We start from the raw sequence: 12,390 nt of genomic DNA, 5'->3' as shown, positions 1-12,390 counted from the left end.
TATGTTGAGTTTAGTAAAACTAAACTTAAGTTTGATCAAGTTTTTGATCAAGTTTTAAAGGAACAAGATCTTAAATAAAAACATAAATTATATAAAAGAACTAAATAGAATTCTAAAAAACATCTATGGACACTATATTGAGGGAGGTGTTAATGTGAATTTTTATGATCAAATACAAAAAGAAATGAAAGAATTGGAAGATTCTGCTTTACTTGTTAATATAAGAACTCTTGAAAGTCCTCAAGGGTCGTGGATAAATGTGGGTGGTAAAAAGGTTTTAAATCTTTGTTCCAATAATTATTTGGGTTTAGCAAATCATCCAAGATTGAAAGAGGCAGCCGTCAAAGCAATCCAACAATGGGGTGTTGGACCAGGTGCAGTTAGAACAATTGCTGGCACAATGAAGATACACGAAGAATTAGAACAGAGACTAGCAGATTTCAAAAAGGTGGAAGCTACACTGGTTGTGCAATCTGGGTTTAACGCTAATCAAGCAGTTATCCCTGCTATTACTAATGAAAATGACGCGATTTTTTCTGATGAGCTAAATCATGCTAGTATTATAGATGGGATTAGATTATCAAAGGTTAAGAGATATATTTGGGAACACAAAAATCTTAGATCTTTAGAAGAACAATTGATAAAAGCTTCAAATGAGAATTTTAGAAGAAAACTGATAATAACTGACGGTGTATTTAGCATGGACGGAGATATCGCTCCCCTTCCTGGTATAGTTAATCTAGCCAAAAAATATGATGCATTAGTTATGGTTGATGATGCCCATGGAGAAGGAGTGCTTGGAGAGAATGGTAGAGGAGTTGCTGATCACTTTAAGTTAAGTAACGAGATAGATATCGAAATAGGCACTCTATCAAAAGCCTTTGGTGTGGTTGGAGGTTTTATTGCGGGTAGAAAAATATTAATAGATTATCTAAAGCAAAAAGCTCGACCATTTTTATTTTCAAGTTCTTTGTCACCTGCTGAAACAGCCGCAGCATTAGAAGCTACTAAAATCCTTTCGGAATCAAACGAATTGGTAAACAAATTATGGCAAAATGCCCACTATTTTCAAGATGTTATTAAAAAGATGGGTTACAATATTGGTGAGACTGAAACCCCTATAACACCTGTTATGATCTATGATGAAAAAAAGACTCGAGACTTTAGCGCTAAACTTTACGAAGAAGGAATTTTCGCATCAGCCATTGTCTATCCTACTGTTCCACGAGGAAAAGCAAGAATTAGAGTCATGATTAGTGCTACTCATTCAAAAGAAGATTTAGATTTCGCTCTATCTAAATTTGAAAAGATTGGTAAAGATTTAAATATTATTTGAGTTGTTATTTTTGAATTATAAGTTGTATTTTTTTCTTTTTTTATGTTATAATTATGTAGAATTTAAAATTTAATTGATTTTAAATTGTCTCATAAGTAAAATTTGTATCTATAAGTAATCAAAATTTTAAAAAAATTATAAAAGATAGGAGGGATTGTGGTGAAGACCAAAATTTTGTTAGTATTGATTTTAGTTGTTTCCATTCTTTCCATGGCTTCAGTCACTTTGGATTGGGGAAGAGTTTATACCCTACCAGGTGCCCAAGAAATATTCAAAGTAGCAGCAGTGGAAGATGGAGTGTATGCTTTTGGTTACACAGATGAGATGGGTTTTAACGAAGATATGTTGATCTTAAAGTTTGATCAAGTAGGTAATTTGGTTTATGAGAACACATTAGGCGGTATCTATAATGATTGGATTAGTAGTGGTGGAGTCGCATCAGATGGTGATTTAGTCATTGTTGGTACATCGGGTTCATATGGAAGTGATTTTGATATATATATTAATAAGATAGGTAAAAACAAATTTACAAAAAATTTGACAAAATTAGGACAGGATAAAGGTACTGATTTTGTGGAAGTAAATGATGGTTTTATAGTAATTGGTTATGGTTCTGATCCCGAAACATTAAACATGAGGGGCATTATAGTAAAATTAGATAAATCTGGCAATATCGTTTATCAAAAATGGCTACCTTATTTTGTTCCTGGATCTGATACTAAACCATTGAGTATAGAAAAAACATCTGATGGCAATTTTATTATAGCGGGAACGATTGTACAAATTTTCGAAAACTTAACAAAATTTTATCTAACTAAAGTGGATAAGAACGGAGAAGAAATTTGGACTAAAGTATTTTCTCCAAGAGAATATGCAAGAGGTTTCGACGTTAAGGAAGTTCCAGGTGGTTATGTCGCTGTTGGTTATGAAGGTTCTTGGAAAACAAAGTGGACTGACATTTATGTTGTAAAAGTTGACTATAACGGTAAAATTGTATGGGAAAGATTTTATGGAGATATAGAAGGTGATCATGGATACTCGCTAGCTATAGCTCCTAATGGTCATATTTTTGTAACAGGTTATATTACAAATCCAAATAAAGATTATAAAGACAAAGACATTGTCATATTAGAATATGATGTAAACGGGAATTTACTCAGCGAAAGAATTATCGGCGGTTACGGAGACGATGTTGCTTTCTCTATAGACATAGATAATAAGGGAAATCTTTATCTTGGAGGTTATTCTGAGTCACCTGATTTGGGTGCAGACGATATGAAAGATGTGTTTGTTTTAAAATATACTATAAAATAAAAAAATTCTTGGATAAAAAAATAACTGCTTGAGAAGCCTCGCTCAGGCAGTTATTTTTTATTTAGATTTATATTTCTGTTTTAAATAGATATTTAGGTTTATTATATCTGCTGGATTTATTCCAGGAATTCTTGACATCTGTCCAAGCGTTTCTGGCTTTATTTGTTTTAACTTTTCTTTCGCTTCAAACGCTATATTAGGTATTTCATCATAGTCTATATCGTTTGGAATTGTCACTTTTTCTAGTTCTTTCATCCTAGCAATTTCTTCGTTCATTCTTTTGAAATATCCCTCATATTTAAAAAATATGTCAACTTGTTCTATCACTTCTTTTTCTTTAATCTCTTCAGGATCTAAATGTTTAATATCATGATAAGAAATTTCAGTTCTTCTTAACAGTTCCCCAAATTTAACACTACTTTTTATTTTCGAGGAACTTTTTTCAAGTAGTATCTCATTTACTTCACTTGGATTAATATTGATTTGATTTAGTCTTGAAATATGATATTCTATCTGCTTTTCAAGATTTAGAACTTTTTCGTATTGCTCTTTGTTTAGCAAACCATACTTGTAACCATATTTATATAATCTTAGATGTGCATTGTCATGCCTTAATAATAACCGGTACTCGGCACGTGATGTAAGGAGTCTATATGGTTCGTCTACTCCTTTTGTTATTAAATCATCAATTAATACCCCTAAATAAGCCTCAGATCGATCTAAAATAAAAGGCTCTTCATTTTTAACTTTAAGAGCAGCATTTATTCCAGCGATAATACCTTGCCCTGCTGCTTCTTCATATCCGCTTGTTCCATTTATCTGACCTGCTAAAAACAATCCTTCAATCTCTTTTGTTTCTAAATTGTGTTTCAATTGTTTAGGATAAATAAAGTCATATTCTATAGCGTAAGCAGGTCTTACTATTATCGCATTTTCAAGGCCTGGAATTGTTCTAAGCATTTCTAGTTGAGCTTCATAAGGTAGGCTTGTGCTTAATCCGTTTAAATAAATTTCTTTCGAATATTTTGATTCAGGCTCAAGAAAAAATTGGTGAGAATCCTTATGAAACTTCATAACCTTATCTTCTATGGAAGGGCAGTATCTTGGACCTTTACTTGACAATAATTTTATTGTTCCGTACCAGGGAGAATAATCAATATATTTCATTATAACTTCATGGGTATTATTATTGGTTTTTCCAAGATAACAGGGATATTCTTTTGATAGTAATTTAGGTTCATTCCAGTATGAAAAAGCCAGAGGTTCATCAGAAGTATTTTGAACTTCAAACTTCGTAAAATCAACAGAATCATTACGAATTCTAGGAGAAGTATCTGTTTTAAATCTACCGACTTTCAATCCATTTTCTATTAACGAAAAAGTTAATGAATTTGCAGGTAATTCACCGATTCTTCCTGATTCAAAAGATTCTCTTCCAACAAATATTTTTCCTCTCAAAAATGTTCCTGTTGTTAAAATGACAGCTTTAGCGAAATATTTCATTCCTAATTCTGTTTCTACACCTATTACTCTTTTTCCATCAACTAATATTTTTTTTACAATGCCTTGCCTTAAAATTAAATTATTAGTGGATTCTAAAATTTCTTTCATTCTTCTTGAATACTCGTATTTGTCAACTTGAGCCCTCAAAGCTCTCACGGCTATTCCTTTACTGGTATTTAACATACGTATATTTATCATCGTGTCATCGGCTACTTTTGCTTGTACTCCTCCTAGTGCATCAATTTCTCGTGTAACAACTCCTTTGGCAGGACCACCAATTGCTGGATTACATGGTGTCCAACCTACAGTATCCAAGTTTATGTTTAAAAGTAATGTCTTCATTCCCATTTTAGCTGAAGCTAAAGAAGCTTCAATTCCAGCGTGACCTGCTCCTACAACTATTACATCGAAATCATTATCCGATTTTATCAAAAATACTCACCTCCAATTAATAAAGCAAATGGGAGGCTTTGATCTAGCCTCCCCCTAGTTTTTCATTATATTAAATTATACCACAAAAATTATGTCTTCTGTTTAGGATTTTCAGTTGTTATTGAATTTTGTACTTAATCATAAAATATAAGCATTAAAGAAGTCTCGGATTTTAAAATACACGTCTTCCTTCGAATATTGTCTGAACTAAATCTAAATTTTTATCTAAAATCACAAGATTAGCGACGTATCCAGTTTCAATTCTTCCTTTATTTAAAATATTAAGGTTTCTTAATGCATTATAAGAAGATACTTTAGCTAGTTCTTGGAGAGAACAATTTGTAAATTTTTTGAAGTTTTTTACTCCTTCGTTAAATACAAGAGTGCTGCTAGCTATAGTTCCATCTGCTAAGAAAGCTTTTGCGTCTTTAACTGTTACGTCTAATCCTCCTAATTTATAATGACCATCTTCAAGTGCAGCACCTTCAAAAGAATCGGTTATCAAAATGATTTTGTCTGACCCTTTGATTTGATAAGTTAGATCCACGAATTCTCGACTCAGGTGTATACCGTCACAAATCATTTCTAGATGGAAGTCCAAATATAGTGCCGACCCTGTTCCACCTATATTTCTATGATGCAAGGGAGTTAATGCATTAGAAAAATGAGTTATTCTATTTATTCCAGATTGAAAAGCTTTTTTAAAGAGATTAAAGTCCGCGTTAGTATGTCCTAGAGATATAACTACATTTTTTTCTTTTAAATAATCAATGACATCAAAAAAGTTTTCAACTTCGGGAGCCATAGTTATCAATTTGACTTGTTCAGTTATGATTTCTTCGAGTTCTTCAATAGTGGGTTTTCTAATGTATTGTGGATTTTGAGCTCCTTTCTTTTCTAGACTTATAAATGGACCTTCTAAGTGAATTCCTTCTATCGATAAACCAACATCTTTTGAATTTTCCAAAACTTTGAGAATTTGATCTTTAGAAGCAGAAACTGTCGAGGGTATAAAAGAGGTAACTCCATATGAGAAATTGTTTTCCGCCCATTTTTTGAAATCTTCACTTGATGCATCCATAACATTGATACCTTTTTGACCATGAGTATGAACGTCAACAAAACCCGGCATAACAATGTTGTCATAGCTATAGTAATCTTTTACAGAGACTTTAGTGATTTTTTTACCTTCTATTTCAACGTCTCCTGTAAATTCTCCTTTTATTGGATCAACGATTAAGACTTTTTCCAACTTCATAATCTAAGCCTCCTATTCGAGCTTTACCGACTTTGATAAATTTCTTGGGGTATCAGGGTTATATCCCATTTGGATTGCTTTTTTGTATCCTAAATATTGTATAGGTATCAGTCTTAGAGGGATTTCAAAACCATTGAAGTTGGGGACTTTTATTTCTCCTTGAAAGGAAATTTCTAATGTTGTGGCTCCTAATTTTTCTATGTCTTTTTTTAATTTTTTTTCTTCAAGATTGTCTTTTGAATTAATAACAACCAGAGTTTTTTCAGTAAGCCTTGATATTGGTCCATGTCTATATTCGAGTGGTTCATGATATTCAACGTATTGCAAAGCCATTTCTTGTAATTTTAAAGCTCCTTCTTTTGAGACACCTAGATTTTCATCATAACCTAAAAAAACAAAATGTTCATATTTGCTGAGATCTAGCTTGTCAATAACTTCGGTTGATGAGTTTAAAACTTTTTTGCTTTCTTCAGAAAAATCATATTTATTGATACCATTTACAAGCAATGCCAAAATAAGGACGAAAGAACCCGTCATAACAACGCTTTTTTCTTCAGCAAAATCTAATATTATACTTTCATCAGAAATTTTACTGATAGTAGAATCTTTTGCACAAGTTATCCCAATGGTTTTAATGCCGAAGTTTTTAATAGTTTGTGCAGCTTTTACAGTTTCAGTTGTCTCTCCTGTTCTGGTGATTAGAATTGCGACGTCACTTTTAGGAATCTTATTAAATAACATTACGTAACCACTAGTTATCACATCTGCTTTATAACCGTTCATATTTAACAATGTTTTCGCGATAAAACCCAAATTAAAAGAAGAGCCACACCCTACAAACAGATAACTTTTATCTTTTGAAAAATCAAACTTAAAATCTTTCAAATTTTCTAACAAAGCCGGTATTCTAAGAATTTCTTCTAATGTATAAGACACGCAATCACTCCTTTATGTAGAATGTTTTTTTGCAAGTAATGCCATTTGTTCGCTAACATTTATTTTTAAAGGTAATATAGAATATGGATGCATAAATTCTTTAAATACACTTTGGTAGAATTTGGACTCAAATAATCCTCCATGTGTGTAAATTTCTTTAAGAGCAAGCTTGTCTAATATCATTTTACACCTAAATGAAAGATCTTGTATTCCTTCTTCAACTATTTCTTTAACTAACAGAGTAGGTTCTTTTAAAGCATCTTTAGTAAAAGAAGAAATAATCGTTTTGAAATCTTCTTTTCCCTGTAAACTCGTAAGTTCTTCAATTGCATCTACCCTGTAATATATTTTAAGTCTTTCAAAAATCGGATCGAATTCTCTTAATTCATCTCGATATCTGAAAGCCTCCTGAATAATTCTTGTTGCGATCCAGAATCCTCCACCAACATCATTAAAAAGATGACCCCATCCTCCACTTCTTATTATTTGCTTTTCTGAGGTCATTCCCATTACAACGGTACCTGTTCCTGAAATTACAAGTGCCTCATTATTTCCATTATAACACGCGTAGAGAATAGATTCTCCGTCATTATATACTATGATTTCATCGATTTTAAAGACATCTTTAATTATAGATTTTAAATTATCTTTTCTTTTTTGTGTTCCTGCTCCTGAAAAACTAACAACAATTCCATCAACAAAACCTGTTTTGTAATAAATTTCCTTAAAAATATTTTTTAATCTTTCTTGATCAACAGAAGTTAGATTAACGCCGGTATTTATTTCAAATTCCATCAGGTTGTTTCCTTTTTCATTAACTATAGAAACTGCAATATGGGTACCTCCACCATCCATTCCTAGAAACTTCAAACTTCCCTCACCACTCTAAATTTATATTTATCTCCTCTGTATATGGAAATTACATACTCAATGCATTGGTTAGCTTCTGTGTAAGTGTAACGTGTTCTGAGTGCAGCTGGTTCTCCTTCTTTTTGAGATAAATATTTTGCCTCTTCTTTTGTTAGTCTAGTAACTTCCAGAGTTTCTATAGCTTTTGAAAATTTAATTCCGTACTCATTATTTAATATTTGATACAAAGATTCTTTTCCCATATTTCTTTCAATTATATTCAAGACTCTTATATCCGCCCCAGGGTTTAAATAAGCTGTTTCAATTGCATATGGTTCTTCGTCTAAATATCTCACTCTTTTTAAGAGAACTACCCTAGCATTTTTAGGAAGTTCAAAGTCTTTTATCAATTCGGTAGGTATTTCTACTAACTTATTTTCTAAGACTAATGAGTAAGTCTTATGCCCTTGTTTTAGAGCTTCTTCGGTAAAACCAGTTAATTTACTTAATTCTTCTTCTTGTTTAATGCCAGTATAAAAGGTACCTTGGCCTCTTTTCCTTTCAATAAGTCCTTCTCTTTCTAATTCATCTAGTGCTTTTCTTACCGTAGGTCTTGATACACCATATTTTTCACAAATTTCCATTTCGGTTAAAAATTTTTCACCTTTTTTATATTCTTCTATAAGTTTCTCTTTAAGTTCAAGGTACAATTGATAATAAAGTGGTATTGGTACTTTTTCCATAATTTCCTCACACCCCCAATTTTTTCAAAGCTTCATTAAGAACGTTCGTTTCTTTTAGAACATTTTCACAAGAATTTTTATCCTTACCTGACAATATCATTAAGATAGCTAATTTAGGTTTCATGTTAGCTTTTAGTAAATAGTCTCTACTTGTATTTCTATCTAATCCTGTTATTTCAGAAATAATTCTAATTGCTCTTTCCTCAAGCTTTTTGTTCATAACTTTTACATCAACCATATAATTTTTGTAAGTTTTACCTAATTTTATCATAGTTGTAGTACTTATCATATTCAAAACCATTTTTTGAGCAGAGCCAGCTTTCATTCGAGTACTTCCTGTGATTACCTCAGGACCTGTTCTTAAAGATAAGACAATATCACAAAAATCTTTTAATTCTGGATCTTTAACATTACAAATTAACGCTGTCTTACAACCAATTTCACGTGCCTTTGTTAAGGCTCCTTTTACATAAGGTGTTCTACCACTAGCGGTTATTCCCATTACAAAATCTTGTGCTCTTATATTGTTTTTTTCTAGATCTTTTATGCCTCCTTCTTCAAAATCTTCTACATTTTCAGTCGCAGTAAAAAAAGCTTTTTCTCCCCCGGCAATTATTGGTAAAAAAGTTCCAGGTTCAACATCAAACGTAGGAACAGTTTCAACGGCATCTATGACTGCGACTCGACCACTAGTTCCTGCTCCAACATACACGATTCTTCCACCATTTTCAATGGTAGAAATACAAATTTCTACTATTGAAACAATTGTCTGCAAATTTTCTGTAATTGTTAAAGGCACAGTAGCGTCTTCTTGATTAATCACCCTTAAAATGTCATAGATGTTCAGTTCATCTAAATTTGCGGTTTTGGGATTACTCTTTTCTGTTTCTAGAAATTCTAGCATATTCAGACCTCCGATCAATAGGTAATTTTCCAATTGGTTTCATTTCCCCCTTCAATGTTTTATACAAGGATATTTGTGAATTTAATTGATATCCATATGAGCATAATCCATACTTTATCTGAGGTAAAAAGATATCATAAGGATTTCTTAGTGCAACTAAATATGTTTCTTTAGATGTGTGAGCTATCTTTAAAATTAAATCTGATATCTCTTCATTCAAGTAGGCGTTTTCAGTAAAGATCAAATTAATTTTATTTTTTGATAAATTAATGACATCTTCTTTTTTGGATTGTGTTAGGTCTATTGGACTGAGTTTGAAATCTTTAGAAATTTGATTAATTAACCATTTACTTTTATTCTCACTGTCTTCAACTCCAATCGTATTTTTAACTTTTAAAAAGTAAAAAACATTATCTAACTTTTCAATAGATGAAATTTCTTCCTTTGAAGACTTTTTATCGATAAAGGAGGTAATTGATTGATCACAAATATTTTGCATAATGTCTAAGTGTTTTTTACAACCAACATCTGCTAAAGAAACTTCAGTTGAGAGTTTATTTTTTAAATTGCGAGAATAATTATGTAAATTGTTTATTCTTTCTAAGGCCTTTTTAACTATCTTTTTAAAGTCATTATTATTTTTATATTCAAATACAACAGCTTCTTTAGCTTTTGCTTGTTCATCAAAGGAATGACATATAGTAACAATATCCATACCAGCATTCAATGCTTTTATTGTAGCTTCTTCTATAGAATAAAAATTGCTTACCCCACCCATTTGTAAATCATCGGAAACCAACACACCTTTAAAATCTAATTCATTCCTAACAAAATCAGTAAGAATTTCTTTGGAAACAGAAACAGGCTCTCTTGTGTTTTGTATCCTTGGTAAGTAAATATGGGTGGGCATCCAAGATGAAGATTTTATGTTTAAGAAAGGAAATAGTTCATTCAGCAAAAGCTCTTCTTTACTTAGATTTGATTGAGGAAGATCTAAGTGAGGATCTATATTTACATTTCCAATTCCAGGAAAATGCTTTAAACATGAAAGCACTCCACCATCATGTAATCCTTTAACAAATTCAGATGCAAATTTGAGTACAACATTCTTATCATCAGAAAAACTTCTGATACCTATTGCTGAGTTTAAAGGATTATTGTTTATATCAACAACGGGGGCATAATCCCAATCTATTCCAACCGCTAGCATTTCTTTTGCGAGGGTATTAGCTGCTATATAAGCGTTTTCGCTATAGCCTGTGGCAGCAACAGCCATAGCACTTGGAGCAACAGAAAAACTTTTTTCTAAACGAGTCACCATTCCACCTTCTTGATCAATACTAAACAGAGGTTCATAACCAAGAAAATTTTTAATATCTTCTATGAATTTGTGTAGCTGATTTTTGTGTTGTACGTTTCTTGAAAAGAAAATTATTGCCCCAGGTTTGATCGCATTCAATGCTTTCATATTTTCTTTATTTAAACTCGTCCCGTGTATACCTATTAAAAATAATTTCCCCAATATTCTATCTAAATCTTCCATAGGTTTATTCCTCCATATAGTAAAATATCATCACAAAAATCAATAAATTCTTGAGCACTTTTGTTCCAATCTTCTAAGTATGAAAAATCGTCTTCAAAAAATATTGTCTTTTCAACTCCTAGTAAATTTTCAATGTGATCTTTTTGATGAAGATTTTCTCTATCTATATATTTTCTAAATTCGAAATCTTCTTTTTGAGCTAAATATCTGACCATCTCAACTGCTACTATTACAAAGTTATCTTTTGTTTCAGGGAAAAATTCTACACCATTACATAGTCGTCCTTGAAATTTAGAAAAATTTGGTATAAAGTTTCTTTTTCTTAAAATCAGATTAGGGAATTTTTTACGTAAGAAATCATATAATTCGTTTTCGTTTATCCATGGTGCGCCAATAAAACAAAAAGGTTTAGGTGTTCCTCTCCCTTCACTTATGTTTGAACCTTCAATTAAACACATACCACTATATGCTACCGTGCTTTCGAAAGTGGGTAAAGCAGGAGAAGGAATATTCCATTTTAACTGTAATTTATCGAAAGTGTCTCCTTGCCATCCTTCAATTTGAATAACTTCTAAATCAATATCTAATTTAAGATATTTCTTGTAGTATCTTGCCAGTTCACCAGGGGTGAGACCGTATCTTAAAGGAAGTTCATAATTGCCAACAAATGTAAAAAAATCTTTTTTAATTCTAGGTCCAAAAACTATTCTTCCTAAGGGATTTATTCTATCTAAAACTATAAATTTCTTAGCGTTTTCGCTAGCAGCGATTAAAGAATAAGCTAAGGTGTATATAAAGGTATAAAATCTTAATCCAACATCTTGAATATCATAAACAAGAACATCAACGTCTTTTAGTTGCTCAGAAGTAGGTTTTTTATTTTCACCATATAAACTTATTACAGGAATCTTATAAATAGGATGAATTTGATCGTTAAATTCTTGCCCATCAGGTAAGCCATAAAGCCCATGTTCAGGAGTAAATATCTTAACTACATTGATATTATTTTTGAACATTAAATCAATCCCATCTTCCATGATCTTATTTACAAAAGAATAATTAGTTATTAATGCAATTTTTTTATTGTTTAGTTCTTTAAAATGATTTTTTTCTAATACGTCTATTCCTTGGAATATCATAATTAATACACCTTCTTTCTTTTTATCTTAATTGTACATTAAGTAATGACAATATGTCAAATCTAAATCTATTGAAAATATGTTGTTTTTAGTTATTATGATTAATTATTGGCAATTAAATAAAAAAATATCGTTTTTTTCAATTTGCAAACACTTATAATTTTATGGGATAATTAAAAAAACAAATTACAAACCAATAATCTTATTAACTATGTATTTACTTTGTCACATATATATTAGTATTTTTACCTGGTACAAAGTATATTTTAAATATTTTGCTCAAACTTTTCAAGTGTTTTTAACTACATAATAGAGGTTTGTAGGAATGAAAAACTTTTTACAGTCATTATATTAATTGTGCTTATAAGTTTTGATGTTTTTGGCAATGATGAAGTAGCATAATGTTTTAAAGATTTATAAATTGTTCATAAAG

At 31.1% G+C, this 12,390-nt stretch carries 10 protein-coding genes; 2 read left to right on the top strand and 8 right to left on the bottom strand.

What is annotated here, in order from left to right; all coding sequences use genetic code 11:
* Positions 1-154 precede the first annotated feature (154 nt).
* Positions 155-1,336 carry a glycine C-acetyltransferase gene (locus tag PKN74_RS03180; protein WP_472308528.1) on the top strand — a complete coding sequence of 394 codons (1,182 nt, stop codon included), beginning with the start codon at positions 155-157 and terminating at the stop codon, positions 1,334-1,336.
* A gap of 159 nt (positions 1,337-1,495) precedes the next feature.
* The gene (locus PKN74_RS03175) at positions 1,496-2,650 is read left to right on the top strand and encodes a hypothetical protein (RefSeq protein WP_472308526.1); all 1,155 of its coding nucleotides are present in this window, start codon (positions 1,496-1,498) and stop codon (positions 2,648-2,650) included.
* 57 nt (positions 2,651-2,707) lie between these two features.
* On the opposite strand, the gene mnmG is transcribed toward PKN74_RS03175, so the two are convergent.
* From mnmG to PKN74_RS03135, 8 genes are all read right to left on the bottom strand, one after another.
* Positions 2,708-4,582, bottom strand: coding sequence for a tRNA uridine-5-carboxymethylaminomethyl(34) synthesis enzyme MnmG (gene mnmG, locus PKN74_RS03170; protein WP_472308602.1), 1,875 nt, complete (start codon positions 4,580-4,582; stop codon positions 2,708-2,710).
* A 175-nt stretch (positions 4,583-4,757) separates the two neighbouring features.
* Positions 4,758-5,843: an N-acetylglucosamine-6-phosphate deacetylase gene (gene nagA / locus PKN74_RS03165; protein ID WP_472308524.1), complete on the bottom strand. Its 1,086-nt coding sequence runs from the start codon at positions 5,841-5,843 to the stop codon at positions 4,758-4,760.
* 12 nt (positions 5,844-5,855) lie between these two features.
* Positions 5,856-6,779, bottom strand: a complete 924-nt coding sequence (locus tag PKN74_RS03160) for an SIS domain-containing protein (protein ID WP_472308522.1) — start codon at positions 6,777-6,779, stop codon at positions 5,856-5,858.
* A gap of 12 nt (positions 6,780-6,791) precedes the next feature.
* On the bottom strand, positions 6,792-7,649 hold the full coding sequence (locus tag PKN74_RS03155) for a BadF/BadG/BcrA/BcrD ATPase family protein (protein WP_472308520.1): 858 nt from the start codon (positions 7,647-7,649) through the stop codon (positions 6,792-6,794).
* Complete coding sequence (locus PKN74_RS03150; protein ID WP_472308518.1) at positions 7,646-8,371, bottom strand: GntR family transcriptional regulator; 726 nt, start codon at positions 8,369-8,371, stop codon at positions 7,646-7,648. The genes PKN74_RS03155 and PKN74_RS03150 overlap by 4 nt, the downstream gene beginning before the upstream one ends.
* A 7-nt stretch (positions 8,372-8,378) precedes the next feature.
* A complete protein-coding gene (gene murQ / locus PKN74_RS03145; RefSeq protein WP_472308516.1) occupies positions 8,379-9,275 on the bottom strand; it encodes an N-acetylmuramic acid 6-phosphate etherase in 897 nt (298 codons plus the stop codon).
* On the bottom strand, positions 9,244-10,818 hold the full coding sequence (gene nagZ / locus PKN74_RS03140; protein ID WP_472308514.1) for a beta-N-acetylhexosaminidase: 1,575 nt from the start codon (positions 10,816-10,818) through the stop codon (positions 9,244-9,246). The genes murQ and nagZ overlap by 32 nt, the downstream gene beginning before the upstream one ends.
* The gene (locus tag PKN74_RS03135; protein ID WP_472308512.1) at positions 10,806-11,957 is read right to left on the bottom strand and encodes an exo-beta-N-acetylmuramidase NamZ family protein; all 1,152 of its coding nucleotides are present in this window, start codon (positions 11,955-11,957) and stop codon (positions 10,806-10,808) included. Before PKN74_RS03135 ends, nagZ begins: the two co-directional genes overlap by 13 nt.
* Positions 11,958-12,390 lie beyond the last annotated feature (433 nt).

It is taken from the genome of Defluviitoga sp., from assembly GCF_035349255.1.
Lineage (GTDB): Bacteria > Thermotogota > Thermotogae > Petrotogales > Petrotogaceae > Defluviitoga.
The sequence above is the reverse complement of the archived record's forward strand: the minus strand, read 5'-3'. Positions and strand labels throughout refer to the sequence as shown.